The organism is Pseudomonas sp. PDM01 (genome assembly GCF_014852325.1).
Classification (GTDB): Bacteria; Pseudomonadota; Gammaproteobacteria; order Pseudomonadales; family Pseudomonadaceae; genus Aquipseudomonas; species Aquipseudomonas migulae.
Genome location: NZ_JACVBK010000002.1, coordinates 581,092 through 597,331, shown reverse-complemented (window position 1 = coordinate 597,331; position 16,240 = coordinate 581,092). Strand labels below are relative to the sequence as shown.

The 16,240-nt window shown below is 60.3% G+C and carries 14 protein-coding genes; 11 read left to right on the top strand and 3 right to left on the bottom strand.

Annotation, left to right across the window (positions count from 1 at the left end; translation table 11 throughout):
- Positions 1-6 precede the first annotated feature (6 nt).
- From betA to yccS, 10 genes are all read left to right on the top strand, one after another.
- On the top strand, positions 7-1,710 hold the full coding sequence (betA, locus tag IB246_RS07310; protein WP_008044786.1) for a choline dehydrogenase: 1,704 nt from the start codon (positions 7-9) through the stop codon (positions 1,708-1,710).
- A gap of 175 nt (positions 1,711-1,885) precedes the next feature.
- On the top strand, positions 1,886-2,893 hold the full coding sequence (locus IB246_RS07305; protein WP_192229999.1) for a hypothetical protein: 1,008 nt from the start codon (positions 1,886-1,888) through the stop codon (positions 2,891-2,893).
- Positions 2,893-3,615, top strand: a complete 723-nt coding sequence (locus tag IB246_RS07300) for an AzlC family ABC transporter permease (protein WP_008044782.1) — start codon at positions 2,893-2,895, stop codon at positions 3,613-3,615. The genes IB246_RS07305 and IB246_RS07300 overlap by 1 nt, the downstream gene beginning before the upstream one ends.
- 11 nt (positions 3,616-3,626) lie before the next feature.
- Positions 3,627-3,962 carry an AzlD domain-containing protein gene (locus IB246_RS07295; protein ID WP_238542532.1) on the top strand — a complete coding sequence of 112 codons (336 nt, stop codon included), beginning with the start codon at positions 3,627-3,629 and terminating at the stop codon, positions 3,960-3,962.
- Positions 3,963-4,177: 215 nt separating this feature from the next.
- On the top strand, positions 4,178-5,620 hold the full coding sequence (locus tag IB246_RS07290; protein WP_008033276.1) for a TldD/PmbA family protein: 1,443 nt from the start codon (positions 4,178-4,180) through the stop codon (positions 5,618-5,620).
- Complete coding sequence (locus IB246_RS07285) at positions 5,620-6,957, top strand: TldD/PmbA family protein (RefSeq protein WP_008044776.1); 1,338 nt, start codon at positions 5,620-5,622, stop codon at positions 6,955-6,957. Before IB246_RS07290 ends, IB246_RS07285 begins: the two co-directional genes overlap by 1 nt.
- Positions 6,958-7,124: 167 nt before the next feature.
- Positions 7,125-8,552 (top strand): multidrug transporter subunit MdtD, encoded by a 1,428-nt coding sequence (gene mdtD, locus IB246_RS07280; protein ID WP_008033279.1) that lies wholly within the window; start codon positions 7,125-7,127, stop codon positions 8,550-8,552.
- Between the two features lie 105 nt (positions 8,553-8,657).
- Positions 8,658-9,995 carry an ATP-dependent RNA helicase DbpA gene (gene dbpA, locus IB246_RS07275; RefSeq protein ID WP_230427581.1) on the top strand — a complete coding sequence of 446 codons (1,338 nt, stop codon included), beginning with the start codon at positions 8,658-8,660 and terminating at the stop codon, positions 9,993-9,995.
- Positions 9,996-10,140: 145 nt separating this feature from the next.
- Complete coding sequence (locus tag IB246_RS07270) at positions 10,141-11,319, top strand: NAD(P)/FAD-dependent oxidoreductase (RefSeq protein ID WP_008044773.1); 1,179 nt, start codon at positions 10,141-10,143, stop codon at positions 11,317-11,319.
- Positions 11,320-11,545: 226 nt separating this feature from the next.
- Positions 11,546-13,729 carry a YccS family putative transporter gene (gene yccS, locus IB246_RS07265; protein ID WP_008033283.1) on the top strand — a complete coding sequence of 728 codons (2,184 nt, stop codon included), beginning with the start codon at positions 11,546-11,548 and terminating at the stop codon, positions 13,727-13,729.
- Positions 13,730-13,846: 117 nt separating this feature from the next.
- On the opposite strand, the gene IB246_RS07260 is transcribed toward yccS, so the two are convergent.
- On the bottom strand, positions 13,847-14,584 hold the full coding sequence (locus IB246_RS07260) for a substrate-binding periplasmic protein (RefSeq protein ID WP_008033284.1): 738 nt from the start codon (positions 14,582-14,584) through the stop codon (positions 13,847-13,849).
- Positions 14,585-14,840: 256 nt separating this feature from the next.
- Here IB246_RS07260 and IB246_RS07255 point away from each other — a divergent pair, with 256 nt between their 5' ends.
- Positions 14,841-15,293: a GNAT family N-acetyltransferase gene (locus IB246_RS07255; RefSeq protein WP_008044754.1), complete on the top strand. Its 453-nt coding sequence runs from the start codon at positions 14,841-14,843 to the stop codon at positions 15,291-15,293.
- 98 nt (positions 15,294-15,391) lie between these two features.
- On the opposite strand, the gene IB246_RS07250 is transcribed toward IB246_RS07255, so the two are convergent.
- Together IB246_RS07250 and IB246_RS07245 are read right to left on the bottom strand one after the other, a co-directional pair.
- Positions 15,392-15,688, bottom strand: a complete 297-nt coding sequence (locus IB246_RS07250; RefSeq protein WP_008033286.1) for a winged helix-turn-helix domain-containing protein — start codon at positions 15,686-15,688, stop codon at positions 15,392-15,394.
- Positions 15,689-15,703: 15 nt separating this feature from the next.
- On the bottom strand, positions 15,704-16,195 hold the full coding sequence (locus tag IB246_RS07245) for a YgjP-like metallopeptidase domain-containing protein (protein ID WP_032832888.1): 492 nt from the start codon (positions 16,193-16,195) through the stop codon (positions 15,704-15,706).
- Positions 16,196-16,240: the final 45 nt, after the last annotated feature.

The following is a 16,240-nucleotide window of genomic DNA, read 5'->3' as shown; positions in this document are numbered from 1 at the left end:
CATTCAATGTCCCAAGAATTCGATTACATCATCATCGGTGCCGGCTCGGCCGGTAACACCCTGGCGACCCGTCTGACTGAAGACGAAGGCGTCACCGTCCTGCTGCTCGAAGCAGGCGGCCCGGATTACCGGATGGATTTCCGCACGCAAATGCCAGCGGCCTTGGCGTTCCCGCTGCAAGGTCGTCGCTACAACTGGGCGTACGAAACCGATCCAGAGCCACACATGGACGGTCGCCGGATGGAATGCGGTCGCGGCAAGGGCCTGGGCGGTTCTTCGCTGATCAACGGCATGTGCTACATCCGCGGCAACGCGATGGACTACGACGGCTGGGCCAAACTGCCTGGTCTGGAAGACTGGGACTACCTGAACTGCCTGCCGTATTTCCGCAAGGCCGAAACCCGCGACATCGGCCCGAACGACTACCACGGTGGCGAAGGCCCGGTCAGCGTGACCACGCCGAAAGCCGGCAACAACCCGCTGTTCCACGCCATGGTTGAAGCCGGCGTGCAAGCCGGTTATCCGCGCACCGAAGACCTGAACGGTTACCAGCAAGAAGGCTTCGGCCCGATGGACCGCACCGTGACGCCTAAAGGCCGTCGCTCCAGCACCGCTCGCGGCTACCTGGACACTGCTAAAAAGCGTTCGACCCTGACCATCGTCACTCACGCCCTGACCGACAAGATCCTGTTCGAAGGCAAGCGTGCCGTCGGCGTGCGTTACCTGATCGGCGCCGCTGAAGAGCGCGTTGAAGTCCGCGCCCGCAAAGAAGTGCTGCTGTGCTCCGGCGCCATCGCTTCGCCGCAGATTCTGCAACGTTCCGGCGTCGGCCCGGCCGAACTGCTGAACAAGCTCGACATCCCGGTGGTCCACGACCTGCCAGGCGTCGGCGAAAACCTGCAGGATCACCTCGAGTTGTACCTGCAATACGCCTGCACCCAGCCGGTTTCGCTGTACCCGTCGCTGCTCCTGCACAACCAACCGGCCATCGGTGCCGAGTGGCTGTTCAACGGCACCGGCATCGGCGCCAGCAACCAGTTCGAAGCCGGCGGTTTCATCCGCACCCGTCCGGAATTCGAATGGCCGAACATCCAGTACCACTTCCTGCCGGTCGCGATTAACTACAACGGCAGCAACGGTGTGAAAGAGCACGGCTTCCAGGCGCACATGGGTTCCATGCGTTCGCCGAGCCGTGGTCGCATCCAGGCCAAGTCCAAGGATCCGCGCGAGTACCCGAGCATCCTGTTCAACTACATGGCCACCGAGCAGGACTGGCAGGAGTTCCGCGACGGCATCCGCCTGACCCGTGAAATCATGCAACAGCCTGCACTGGACGCTTTCCGTGGCCGCGAAATCAGCCCGGGCATTGAAGTGCAAACCGATGAGCAGCTCGACAAGTTCATCCGCGAACACGCCGAAACCGCGTTCCACCCGTCCTGCTCGTGCAAGATGGGCACCGACGAAATGGCCGTGGTTGACGCCGAAGGTCGTGTGCATGGCATGCAAGCCCTGCGCGTGGTCGATGCCTCGATCATGCCGATCATCACCACCGGCAACCTGAACGCGCCGACGATCATGATCGCCGAGAAAATCGCCGACAAGATCCGTGGTCGCAAGCCATTGCCGCGCAGCACTGCCAGCTACTACGTGGCCGGTGACGCTCCGGTGAAAGGCAAGCCAGTGCGTGATGTGAGCGCGACAGCACGCTGATAGCCGCTCCGCAAAACCGCAAACCGCCACCTCTTCGGAGGCTGGCGGTTTTTTATTGCCTTGAATAAACCACCCACCCTGTCCAGCTCGCAACAAAACTCGCAACACTTATAGGGGGCTTCAAACTTAATAGTTGCATTAAGATCAGCGCCAAACAAAAACCTGATTATCAAGGATGATAATCAATACCCACTATGCAAACCCAACTGTATCAGCCAGCTTATTCCGACAAGCAATAGCAAAAGAAACAACAATCACTCTGAACTTCAACTATCTCAGCGGCATGATCGAAGCGTGGTGGATGAAAAATCACGACCAGAGTATTCATGAGCTGAAAATCCAGCTAATCAATAGCTTTGCAACCTACCTCCACCCGGAAGATGCCTACTATTTCGATAAATTAGGGCAAGCACACGACGGCGTGGCCGCCGTGTGCATCAAGAATATCTTCCACCTCGATTCACCCAGGCTGGCCCTGACGGTGCATGAAGCGCTCGCCGATTTGTTCCATCTGGTTGACATCAAATACGACTATGAAGAACACAAAGCCTTATATCTTAAACCGGCAGCAGAAAAATATCGGGAATGGGGAAATGGCTATGGAGATATCACACCGCACTCCGACGACTTGTATGAAAACCTCAGCGTGGATTTCCTGGCACTAACAGTTTGTCGAGACACTACTCATACGCCGACGGCTTATTACTTTCCCGCAGACTTGCTCTGCGACCTTGATAACGAAGACATTGAAACACTGCTTGGCATGCAAGCCAGGTTTATTTCCGGCAAGAACGTCAACGGTTCGAAAGAGCGAATTCGCAATGTCGTTGAATACGACGATCACTACGGCTACCGGTTTTCTCTGGACTTCCGGATCGACCCGCACAACGGTGAGCGGATGCGAGCGGTCAACGGCGGCCAACATGTCCTCGACAAGATAAGAGCCCAGTTGCCCACCGCCAGTCACAGTGTCTCGACAGCCGAGACCGGAACCTTCCTGATCGTGGCCAACCACAAGATTCTGCACGCACGCCCCATGCTGAACATGAGTGAAGATGCAGTGCGCACCCAGGCCGCCACTTCAACACTGGCCACCACACCTCGCCTGCTGTTTCGCAGCAAAGGCCCCAGGAAGCAGTATTACGCGCTGAATGCATCCGACTGTCCGCGGGAAACTTGCTGATGGTTGCTGGAAAACCGCCTTGTCATTCGTCAGCCAAGGTCTTCCAGGAAGGCGCACGGGATGCGATCAGCTTCGGTGTCGCCTTCCTGTTTCTGTATTTGTCGATCGGGATGGTAGGCGCCGCACAGTCGTTAACCCTGGGGCAGACCCTGGCAACAACTTTGTTGATATTTTCTACGCCGCTACAGTTTTTGCTTCTGCAAAACTACAACGATGGCTGGCTGTTGATTCCGGTCATTCTGGCGCTCAACGTGCGATTCCTGCTGCTCTCGGCCGCGCTGGCGCCGTACCTGAAGCACGTTTCGACAAGCAACATACTGCCCTCGCTGATCCTGATAACGCCGTCGATATTCACGGCCTGCATGACCCGCTTCAAACAACGAACCAATCACCCCTTCACCTACATGCTCGGCGTGGGCTTGCCGATATTTGCCGTGTCGATTGTGTGTACCTGCATCGGCTTCATCGCCGGTGCCGGGTTGGCGTCGCCGGTGACTACGGCCGTGATGATGATGCTGTTGCCGCTTCAGTTCACGGCACTGGCCGGCAAACACTGGCCGCATTACGCCGAAGTGTCGAGCTACTGGCTGGGCTTCATCGGCGCGCCAGTGCTGGTGCTGTTCTTCAAGGAATACAGCTTGCTCATCACACCGTTTTTGATCGGTGGCGTGACCGTGTTGATTGAAAACGCCTGGACCGAACAAGGAGTGCGCAGCCAATGACAGTTTGGTTTTTGATCGGCTTTGCCGCCGTCAGCGCACTGGCGTTTCGCGCCCTGCCCTTTGCCTTTAAAAACACGACGGCGCTGACGCGCACCCACGGTTCGTTTTATCGGTTTATCAACTACAGCGCACAAGCCATGCTGGGGGTCATCATTTATGACACGGCCTTCAACAAACAGGATGCGCCGAGCCTGATGCAACAGTTTGAAAGCCTGGATGCGCTGAAGCTGATCCTGCTGCTGGGGACCTTCATTGCGGTCGCCAAAACCAGAAAAATACTTCCCGCTTTCCTGGCCAGCCTGATGATTTATCTGACGGCGGTCGTCTATCACTATGGCGGGCAGTAAGCCCCGCCCCCTCTCACCACCGTAACCCATGCCATCGCGAGCAGATCACGACACGGTCTGCCCGCGAGCCTCGGCCTTCACGCTGATTAAATATTTCCTACGCAGCTCTGCGCTTGATCCTACCCCCACGCAGGCCTAATCTAGCGCCACGCAAACGTTTCACCCCCCCTTCGCAACACCGCTGCATCGCCACTCCAGACCAAGGAGGTTCCCGAATGTTCGATTTCCACCCCCAGCTCAAGCAGCGCTTTGCTGCCTTGCGCACGGGCGCTGAATTCTTTTCTCTGCGATACGTGCGCGAGTCCGGCCAGTACCTGTCGGTGCGCAAGAACGTTGCCGAACCTCCGAGCCTGAGCCGTGACGAAGGCGCGATGCTGACCGTTCGCGTCAACGGCGTTGAAGCCTACGCCGCGACCAACGACCTGTCGCCGCAAGGCCTGCAATCGGCGCTGGACCGAGCCGAGCAACAAGCTCGCCTGCTCAAGCCTCACGCGTTGCTAGACCTGCGTGAGCAAGCCGTTTCCAGCGACCGTGCCGACTATTTTTCGCCGAACCTCGACCAGCCCTTCCCGTCCCTGAGCGATTGCTACCAACTGCTCGGCGCCGAATCCGCGGCAGTGCCCAAGGACGAGCGACTGGTGAACTGGCAGGTCAGCATCGGCATCACCCATGTCGAGCAGATCTACCTCAACAGCGCCGGCGCCGAACTGCGCCAGGCCCAGCGCTTCGTCTATCCGGGCCTCGATGTCACGGCCTACGACGGCAACGACAGCCAGACCCGCAGCCTCGGCCGCGAGAATTTCGGCCAACAGGGCAGCGCTGATGTCATCAGCCGTTGCGGCCTGATCGGCGCCGGTCCAAAAGTTGCCGATCAAGCATTGCAATTGCTGCTCGCGCCGAACACGCCACAAGGCCCGCGCGACCTGCTGCTGATGCCCGACCAGATGATGCTGCAGATCCACGAATCCATCGGTCACCCGCTGGAACTCGATCGCATCCTCGGTGACGAGCGCAATTACGCCGGCACCAGTTTCGTCAAGGCCGAAGACTTCGGCCATTTGCAGTACGGTTCGAAACTGCTGAACGTCACCTTCGACCCGGACATTCCCGAGCAGCTTGCCAGCTACGGTCATGACGACGACGGCACTGCCGCGAGCAAGCAATTCCTGATCAAGCAGGGCTTGCTCCTGCGTCCATTGGGCGGCGCACTTTCGCAGTTCCGCGCCGGCATGGACGGCGTTGCCAACAGCCGTGCCTGCGGCTGGAACCGCCCACCGATCGACCGCATGGCCAACCTCAATATCGAGCCCGGCGATCAGCCGCTGGAACAACTGATCGGCAACATCGAGCACGGTATTTTGATGAGCACCAACCGTTCCTGGTCCATCGACGATGCGCGCAACAAATTCCAGTTTGGCTGCGAATGGGGCCAGTTGATCGAAAACGGCGAACTCAAAGGCGTGGTGAAAAACCCGAACTATCGGGCGATTTCCGCGCAGTTCTGGAAGAGCCTCAGCGCCGTTGGCGACGCCAGCACCTTCAAGGTTCTGGGCACGCCGAACTGCGGCAAAGGCGAACCGAATCAGGTGATCCGTGTCGGCCATGCATCACCGGCCTGCGTGTTCAGCAACGTGGATGTATTTGGGGGAGACGCCTGATGAGCACTTCAAAAAGTCAGGCTGATTCGTTCAAGGCCTTGGTCAACGGGTTGCGCGAGGCGATTCGCGAACCGGAGCAATTCACCCTCAGCTACGCCGCCGAGTCGTCGGCCTTCGTGCGTTTCAATCATGCCAAGGTGCGGCAGGCCGGGCAGGTGCAACAGGCGAGCGTCGGTCTCAAGCTGATCAACGACGGACGCCACGCTGACCTCGACATCACGCTGTCGGGCGATGCGCACGTCGACGCCCAGCGTCTGGCCGAAGGCCTGCAACAGTTGCGCGACACACTGCCGCTGCTGCCGCAGGATCCGTACTTGCTGCTCAACTACACCGGCTGGCAAAGCAAGAATGTGCAGGAGCATCCGCTGCCGGACACCGAGCAGGTGGTCGCCGAAATCACCCGGGCCGCCGAAGGGCTGGATCTGGTGGGTTTCTACGCCGCCGGCCCGATCAGTCGCGGTTTCGCCAGTTCTTCAGGCGCGTTCGGCTGGCATCAGGCCAACAGCTTCAACTTCGACTTCAGCCTGTTTCATGCAAACGGCCAGGCAGTGAAAGCCAGCTACGCGGGCCATGACTGGAACAGCGAAGGGTTTGCCCGGCGCTTCCAGCAGGCGCGTGAGCAGCTTGAGTTTCTCGGTCGACCATTGCGTACGTTGGCACCGGGTCAGTATCGCGCTTACCTGGCGCCGGCCGCGCTGGAAGAAATCATGGGCATGTTGTCCTGGGGTGGCTTTTCGGCGCAGTCGATTGCCAGCAAGAGCAGTCCGTTGCAGAAACTCTACGCGGGCGACCATTCGTTCAGTCCGCTGGTGTCCCTTGACGAGCAAGTCAGCGGTTCGTTGAGCCCGGCATTTTCTGGCGAAGGTTATCCACGCAGTGACCTGAAGCTGATCGTCGAAGGCAAGGCCGGCGCGCAATTGGTCGGCTCACGCAGCGCCGCCGAATACGGCCTGACGGCCAACGGCGCCAGCGGCGGTGAATCGCCGACCGCGCTGAACATGGCGCCAGGCGCGCTTGCCGATGCCGAGATCCTCAAGCAACTGGGCACGGGCTTGTACATCAGCAACCTCTGGTACCTGAATTACTCGGACCAACCGATGGCGCGCATGACCGGCATGACGCGGTTTGCGACGTTCTGGGTCGAGAATGGCGAGATACAGGCGCCGGTCAGCACCATGCGTTTTGATGACAGTGCATACAGTTTGCTGGGTTCGCAGCTGGAAGCGTTGACCGAAGAGCGCGAGTTGTTGCTGTCGGCGAGCACTTACAGCCAGCGGGCCACGGCATCGGCGCTGTTGCCGGGCGCGCTGATCAGCCGCCTGACGTTGACCCTGTAACCCCGCAAAACCTGTAACGACGCAAAACCTGTAGGAGCTGGCTTGCCAGCGATGGCGATCTGTCAGACAACACTTATGTTGAATGTGCCGGCCTCATCGCTGGCAAGCCAGCTCCTACAGGGATTGGGGAAACACCGAAATTCCTGCGACTCAAAACCTGAGGTCCCATGCCCAACCGCCCGCCTCTCGACGCTGTCACCGCCCGCTGGTTGCCGTGGGTCGTCGCCATTGCCTTCTTCATGCAGTCCCTCGACGGGACCATCCTCAACACCGCCCTGCCGGCCATGGCCCGCGATCTGGCGGAAGACCCGCTGCGCATGCAGGGCGTGATCATCGCCTACATGCTCACCGTCGCGTTGCTGATCCCCGCCTCAGGCTGGATCGCCGACCGCTTCGGCACCAAGAAAATCTTCTTCGGTGCGATCCTGCTGTTCAGCTTCGGCTCGTTGCTCTGCGCCTTGTCGAGCAGCCTGAGCATGCTGATCGGCGCCCGGGTGATTCAGGGCCTGGGCGGTGCGCTGATGCTGCCGGTCGGGCGGCTGGTGGTGCTGCGGGCCTACCCGCGCTCGGAACTGGTGCGGATCATGGGTTTCATCACCATTCCCGGCCTGCTCGGCCCGTTGATCGGCCCGACCATGGGCGGCTGGATGGTGGAATATCTGACGTGGCACTGGATCTTCCTGATCAACCTGCCGGTCGGCGTCGTCGGTTGCTACGCCGTATGGAAATTCATCCCCGACCTGCGCGGCACTGAACGCACACGGTTCGACAGCCTCGGCTTTTTGCTGTTTGGCGCAGCGATGGTGCTGATCACCATCGCCATGGAAGGCCTCGGCGAACTGCACCTGCCGCACCTGCGCGTGATGTTGCTGCTGTTCGGCGGCATGGCGTGCCTGGCGGCGTACTGGTTGCGGGCCGGGCACATCGACAATCCGCTGTTCGCACCGTCGCTGTTCAAGACCCGCACGTTCGCCGTCGGCATCCTCGGCAACCTGTTCGCCCGTCTCGGCAGCGGCGCACTGCCCTTCCTCGTGCCGTTGTTGCTGCAAGTGGCGCTGGGCTACTCGCCGTCGCAGGCGGGGATGAGCATGCTGCCGCTGGCAGCGGCGGCGATGGTCGCCAAGTCGGTGGCGCGGCCGCTGATCGAGCGCCTGGGTTATCGCATTGTGCTGACCGGCAACACCCTGGCGCTGGGGCTGATGCTGGCAAGCATGGGCCTGGTCAGCGAGCAGACGCCGTACTGGCTGCTGCTGGGCATGCTGGCGATTCTCGGCGCGATCAACTCGTTGCAGTTCACCGCGATGAACACCGTGACCCTGATCGACCTCGATGACGCCAGCGCCAGCAGCGGCAACAGCCTGCTGTCGGTGGTCGCGCAATTGTCCCTCAGCCTGGGCGTTGCATGCGCCGGTGCGCTGCTCGGCGGGTTCACGGCAGAGATCGGAAACGACGGCGTGGACACGGTGCTGGGCGCGTTCCAACTCACGTTTGTGACCGTCGGAATCATGGCGATGCTGGCCGCGACGATCTTCTCGCAGCTGTCAAAGGAAGACGGACGGCGCGTCAAGCGTCCGGAAGAACACATCGAACCTTAGGGCCAATGGCCATGGGACTGGTACACTGCGCGACATTTTGTTTTGCAGGCCAGTCCCGTGACCACCATCGCCACCGCTTTTAATACTTTGCCGCTGTCCGCCGCCATGCTGGCTAACCTCGACTCCCTCGGTTATGCCCAGATGACGCCGATCCAGGCGCAAAGCTTGCCGGTGATCCTCAAGGGGATGGACCTGATCGCCCAGGCCAAGACCGGCAGCGGCAAGACCGCAGCCTTCGGTATCGGCCTGCTGAACCCGATCAATCCGCGCTTCTTCGGCTGCCAGGCGCTGGTCATTTGCCCAACGCGTGAACTGGCTGACCAGGTTGCCAAGGAAATCCGTCGCCTGGCCCGCGCCGAAGACAACATCAAGGTCCTGACCTTGTGCGGCGGCGTGTCGTTCGGTCCGCAGATCGGCTCGCTGGAGCACGGCGCGCACATCATCGTCGGCACTCCGGGTCGCATCCAGCAGCACCTGCGCAAAGGTTCGCTGGTGCTTCATGGCCTGAACACGCTGATCCTCGATGAAGCCGACCGCATGCTCGACATGGGTTTCTACGATTCCATCGAAGAAATCATCGCCCAATGCCCGGAGCGTCGTCAGACCCTGCTGTTCTCCGCCACGTACCCGGTGGGCATCAAGCAGTTGGCGTCGAAGTTCATGCGCAACCCGCAGCAAGTGAAGGCCGAGGCGTTCCACGACGACACGCAGATCGAGCAGCGCTTCTACGAGATCTCTCCGGAAGAGCGCATGGACGCCGTGGTCAAGGTCCTCGCGCATCACCGCCCGGCCTCTTGCGTGGCCTTCTGCTTCACCAAGCAGCAGGTTCAGGAAACCGTCGATCACTTGACCGCCAAAGGCATCTCCGCTGTCGGCCTGCACGGCGATCTGGAACAACGTGATCGTGACCAGGTGCTGACGATGTTTGCCAACCGCAGTACTTCGGTACTGGTTGCCACCGACGTCGCCGCGCGCGGCCTGGACATCGATGCGCTGGACATGGTGATCAACGTCGAACTGGCGCGTGATTCGGAAATCCACATTCACCGCGTTGGCCGTACTGGCCGCGCCGGTGAAAAAGGCATCGCGATCAGCCTGGTCGCCCCGTCCGAAGCGCACCGCGCCCAGGCCATCGAGCAACTGCAGAAGTCGCCGTTGAGCTGGGATCAGCTGGACAACCTCAAGTCCCAGGGCGGTGGTCCGTTGCTGCCGCAAATGAGCACGCTGGTCATCGGCGCTGGCCGTAAAGACAAAGTGCGTCCGGGCGATATTCTGGGTGCATTGACTGGCGATGCCGGGATTCCGGGCGCGCAGGTTGGCAAGATCGCGATTTTCGACTTCCAGGCGTTCGTGGCCGTGGAACGCGCAGTTGCCAAGCAGGCAGTGCAACGCCTGAACGACGGCAAGATCAAGGGCCGCTCGCTGCGCGTGCGTATCCTGTAAGAACAACACTGCCCCTGTAGGAGCGAGGCTTGCCCGCGAAGAACGAAAACTCGGTTTACCTGACTCTCCGCGTTATCGTTCTTCGCGGGCAAGCCTCGCTCCTACAGATATAGGCTGGCTCCGAGATTTGTGTGAGGACACCGTTTTGCGCTCTACCGAAGTCGTGATCATTGGCGCTGGCGCCGCAGGGTTGATGTGTGCGCTGACCGCCGCCGGGCGCGGGCGCAAGGTGATGTTGCTCGACCATGCGAACAAGGCCGGCAAGAAAATCCTGATGTCGGGCGGTGGCCGCTGTAATTTCACCAACATGTACACCGAACCGGGCAATTTTCTCTCGCAGAACGAACACTTCTGCAAATCCGCACTGGCGCGCTACACGCAGTGGGATTTCATCGGCATGGTCGCCAAGCACGGCGTGCCGTACCACGAGAAGAAACTCGGCCAACTGTTCTGCGATAACAAATCCAGCGACATCCTCGAAATGCTGCTCAACGAGTGCGATCAGGTTGGCGTCAGCCTGCACCTGGACACGTCGATCCAGACCATCGAGAAGCTGGAAAGCGGCTATCTGCTGGACACCACACTGGGCCAGATCACCTGTGAATCCTTGGTGATCGCCACGGGCGGCCTGTCGATCCCGACCCTCGGCGCCACCGGTTTCGGTTACCAGGTCGCGAAGCAGTTTGGCCACGAATTGTTGCCGACCCGCGCCGGCCTGGTGCCTTTCACCATCACTGATCAGCTCAAAGAGCTTTGCACCGAACTGTCCGGTACGTCGGTGGATTGCCTGGTGAGCTGCAACGATCAGAGCTTTCGCGAGAACATCCTGTTTACCCATCGCGGCCTCAGCGGTCCGGCGATTTTGCAGATTTCCTCGTTCTGGGAATCCGGCGACCCGGTAGAGATCAACCTGATGCCGGATCACGATGTGCCGAGCTGGCTGCAACAGCAGCAGGCCGAACGTCCGAACAGCGAGTTGAAAACCCTGCTCGGTGAAATCTTCACCAAGAAGATGGCCAACCTGCTGGCGGACAACTGGTTCGTCTCCAAACCGATGAAGCAATACACCCACGCGGAAATTGCCGACATCGCCGAGAAGCTGGCGAGCTGGAAAGTGGTGCCGGCCGGGACCGAAGGCTACCGCACCGCCGAAGTGACCTTGGGCGGTGTCGACACCAACGAAGTCTCGTCCAAGACCATGGAATCGCTGAAAAGCCCTGGGCTGTACTTCATCGGCGAAGTGCTCGACGTGACCGGGCATCTGGGCGGTTTCAACTTCCAGTGGGCGTGGGCCTCCGGGTACGCCGCCGCGCAATTCGTCTGACGTACCGCGTTATCGTTCTTCGCGGGCAAGCCTCGCTCCTACAGGTGATATGCCAGTTTTCAGGTGGCGCAAAACCTGTAGGAGCGAGGCTTGCCCGCGAAGGCGTCCCGACAGACGACATAGAACTTAAGGAACAGATTTTGCTGTCAGATGTGATCGGCGCCATTGCGTCGGCGTCATTACTGGCTCAATTTAGCGTCATTGCCTCGGAAGGCCCTCGCACTTCATGCCATCGACCCCTTTTCGTCAGTCCCTGCGTCGCCTCTGGGCGCTGGATAAATTCAGTTACAGCGTGCGGGTGTTCATCGCCCTGACCGGCAGCATGGCGCTGTGTTGGTATCAGGATGAAATGGGGCTGCTGATCCCGTTGTTCCTGGGGATCATCGCCAGCGCCCTGGCCGAAACCGACGACAGCTGGCAGGGCCGCCTCAATTCGCTGGCCGTAACGCTGGTCTGCTTCATCGTCGCGGCCCTGTCCGTCGAACTGCTCTTCCCCTACCCCGTCCTGTTCATCATCGCTTTCGCATTGGCCGCTTTCTGCCTGACCATGCTCGGTGCGCTCGGCGAACGTTATGGCGCGATTGCCTCGGCGACGTTGATTCTGTCGGTCTACACCATGATCGGCGTGGACCAGCGCGGCGGCGCAGTGACCGATTTCTGGCACGAGCCGGTGCTGCTGGTGGCCGGCGCGGCCTGGTACGGTTTGCTTTCGGTGTTGTGGCAGGCGATGTTTTCCAACCAGCCGGTGCAGCAGAGCCTGGCGCGATTGTTCCGCGAACTGGGCTTTTACCTGAAGCTGAAATCGTCGCTGTTCGAGCCGATCCGGCAGATGGACGTGGAAGCGCGCCGACTGGAGCTGGCCCAGCAAAACGGTCGGGTCGTGGCGGCCCTGAACGCTGCCAAGGAAATCATTCTGCACCGGGTCGGCAACGGTCGACCGGGCTCGAAAGTCAGCCGTTACCTGAAGCTCTACTTCCTCGCTCAGGACATCCACGAGCGCGCCAGCTCCTCGCACTATCCGTACAACGCACTGGCCGACGCCTTTTTCCACAGCGACGTGCTGTTCCGCTGTCAGCGTTTGCTGCGCCAGCAGGGCAAGGCTTGCCGAGCGCTGGCGGAATCGATCCAGATGCGCCAGCCATTCATCTATGACGCCAGCTTTGCCGAAGCCCTCAGCGACCTGCACGCGTCCCTCGAACACCTGCGTGTCCAGAGCAACCCGGCCTGGCGCGGACTGCTGCGCTCCTTGCGCGCACTGGCCGCCAACCTCGGCACCCTCGACCGCTTGCTCAGCGATGCGAGCAACCCCGACGCCCTCGCCGACGCCACCGACAGCAGCCTGCTCGACCGTTCGCCACGCAGCCTCAAGGATGTGTGGATTCGCTTGCGCACGCAGCTGACGCCGACCTCGCTGCTGTTCCGCCATGCCCTGCGTTTGCCCCTGGCATTGAGCATCGGCTACGGCATGGTGCATTTGATTCACCCGTCGCAGGGTTACTGGATCATCCTCACCACGCTGTTCGTCTGCCAACCGAACTACGGCGCGACCCGCCGCAAGCTCGGTCAGCGGATCATCGGCACCGCCATCGGCCTGACCGTGGCGTGGGCGCTGTTCGATCTGTTCCCGAACCCGCTGATCCAGTCGTGCTTCGCCATCGCCGCCGGCGTGGTGTTCTTTATCAACCGTACCACCCGCTACACCCTGGCCACGGCCGCGATCACGCTGATGGTGCTGTTCTGCTTCAATCAGGTCGGCGACGGTTACGGCCTGTTCCTGCCGCGCCTGTTCGATACCTTGCTCGGCAGCCTGATCGCCGGCCTGGCGGTGTTCCTGTTCCTGCCGGACTGGCAGGGCCGACGCTTGAACAAAGTGCTGGCCAACACCCTCACCTGCAACAGCATTTACCTGCGCCAGATCATGCAGCAATACGCCGCCGGCAAGAGCGACGACCTGGCTTATCGCCTGGCCCGGCGCAACGCGCACAACGCCGATGCGGCGCTCTCGACGACGCTCGCCAACATGCTGATGGAGCCGGGGCATTTCCGTAAGGAGGCGGATGTCGGGTTCCGTTTCCTGGTGTTGTCGCACACCTTGCTCAGCTATTTGTCAGGACTGGGTGCGCACCGTGAAACCCAACTGCCGGCGGACGTGCGCGAGCAATTGATCGAAGGGGCCGGCGTGAAACTGGCGGCGAGCATCGATGAAATCGCTCAAGGGTTGGCGAGCAAACTGCCGATTGCGATTCAGAGTGATGAGGAAGAGGCGCTGGCCAATGAGCTGGAGCAGATGCCGGACGAGATCGATGAAGGGCAGCGATTGGTGCAGACGCAGTTGGCGTTGATCTGTCGGCAGTTGGGGCCGTTACGGACGTTGGCGGCGCATTTGATCAAGGACACCGGCGAGGATTGAGATGTGTGGTGACCCAGCGGGCGCCTTCGCGGGCAAGCCTCGCTCCTACAAGTATCGCCGCGATACCTGTAGGAGCTAGGCTTGCCAGCGAAGAGGCCATCAGCAACACCGCAAAAACTACATCCCGTGCTGCTTCATCAACTGCTCATAACTGCCATCCGCTTTCATCTCCGCAATCTCACGGTCGAAACTGGCCACGATCTCTTCGTGGTGCGGATTTTTCAGGCTGACCAGAATGTGCAGGCTGTTCTCGCTCAACGGCTTGGGCAGGAACTCCACGGCATTGCGCACCTTGGCGGACTCCCGGGCCAGGTAATAACGCGCGACGTATTCGTCTTCCAGCGTCAGCTTGACCCGATCGGCAGCGACCATGCGCACGGCCATGGCGAAGCTGTGCACCGGGACCTTCTGCAGCGAGGCGTCCTCATCGAACGCCGGTGAATAGGCGTAACCGCGTACCACTGCAATCGGGTAGGTGTGCAGCTGCTGCAGGTTGTTGTATTCGATCGGTGCGTCCTTGCGCTTGAGAAAGCGCACGCGGTTGAGCAGGTACTCGCCGGAAAACCGGCCGAGTCTGGTGCGTTCCTCGGTATACCAGGCGTTCACCAGCACATCGTAACGGCCTTCGCCCACACCCATCAGGGCACGTGCCCAGGGCACCTGTTCAAAGTCACTGGCATAGCCGGCTCGCGCCAGCGCGGTGCTGACAATGTCCGTCGCCAGGCCGCCATTGAGCAGCGTCGCATCAGTAAAGGGTGGCCAGGCATCGGCTACCAGTCGCAGCTTTTCCGCTGCCGCGCTCTGAGTCAGCAACAGCAATCCGATCAAGGCCAAAGCTCGATGCAATCGCGGCATGCTCGAAAATCCTTAGCGGGCGGCTGCCCGACGTGTTTTCAGCCAAAACTCCAAGGCCCCGTAACGGCGAAACCCAGGTACCAACATTAGCTCATCGAAGCCACTGCACAGCGCTTCAGCCCAGATTACACAAAGAAGACAACGCCGCGCGAATTGAATGATGGCATTTTGGCCTTTGTCACAGATTTCTCTGCCATAAAGACATCTTTCGCCCAGGCGATTAGTATCGGAGCGACTAGGTCAACGGAATGTGAAGATGACAATCGATTGGATCTGCAAGCACCACAGTGATCTGGGCAAAGAGCAGCTGTACGCCATTCTGCAGTTGCGCTCAGAGGTTTTCGTTGTGGAGCAGAAATGCGTCTATCAGGACGTGGACGGCCAGGATCTGGAGGGTGACACCTGCCACTTGATGGCCTGGGACGGCGATCGGCTGGTGGCGTACCTGCGCTTGCTCGACCCGGAATTACAGGGCGGCGATGTGGTGATCGGCCGGGTGCTTACCGCCCCGCAAGCGCGCGGCAAAGGGTTGGGTCATGAGCTGATCGCCCTGGCGTTGAAGCAGGCTGGGAAGCGTTGGCCTGATGTGCCGGTTTATCTGTCGGCGCAGGCGCATTTGCAGGGGTATTACGGGCGGTACGGGTTTGTCGTGGCGGGTGAGGAATACGTGGAAGATGGTATTCCGCATATCGGGATGCGTCGTTCTTGAGGGCCTCTTCGCGGGCAAGCCTCGCTCCTACACAGACTTCACTGTTTCTGTAGGAGCGAGGCTTGCCCGCGAAGGCGCCAGATCAAACACCGCAGGAGCTAGGGATATTCCAACACCGCTTTAATCTGCCGCAGATTCCGCTCGATCCATCCCCGATCAATCGCTCCCCACTCGCGAATCCGATAGCGCCCCGCATGGTTGCGCGCGCCCTCTTCCTGCTCGAACTCGCAAACGATATCCAGATCCGCCAACGCCGCAATGGTGTCCTGCGCCGTGCGCCGGGGCATGCCGGTCACGTCGGTCAATGCCGGGACGCTGCTGGCCAGCCCACTGTCGATCAGGTACGCCACGTATAAACGGCGATAGAAGCTGCTCTTGGTCTTGCTCACGTCCATCCACACACTCCTTGGCTACTGCATTTCCCGCCACGTCAGGTACACCCGCAAATCGAATTCGACCTGGTGATACCCCGGCAACATGTGTTCGCACAGCTTGTAGAACGCCTTGTTGTGATCCGATTCCTTGAAGTGCGCCAGCTCATGCACCACGATCATTTTCAGGAACTCGCAAGGCGCTTCCTTGAATAGCGAGGCCACGCGAATTTCTTTCTTGGCCTTGAGTTTGCCGCCCTGCACCCGCGAGATCGTGGTGTGCAGGCCGAGGGCGCGGTGGGTCAGGTCCAGACGGTTATCGAACAACACTTTGTCGATGGCCGGGGCATTACGCAGGTATTCCTGCTTGAGGTCCAGGGCATAGGCATACAGCGCCTTGTCACTCTGCACGTCGTGCTTTTGCGGGTAGCGTTTGTCCAGGTAATCGCCCAGCCGACCTTCGGTGATCAGCCAGCGCACCTGGTCCTGCAACTCTACGGGATAGGCCTGAAGGTATTTCAACGCGGTCATCGGGATAGGCAACATCAATTACTGAAAGGCCGCCAGTGTAGCGAA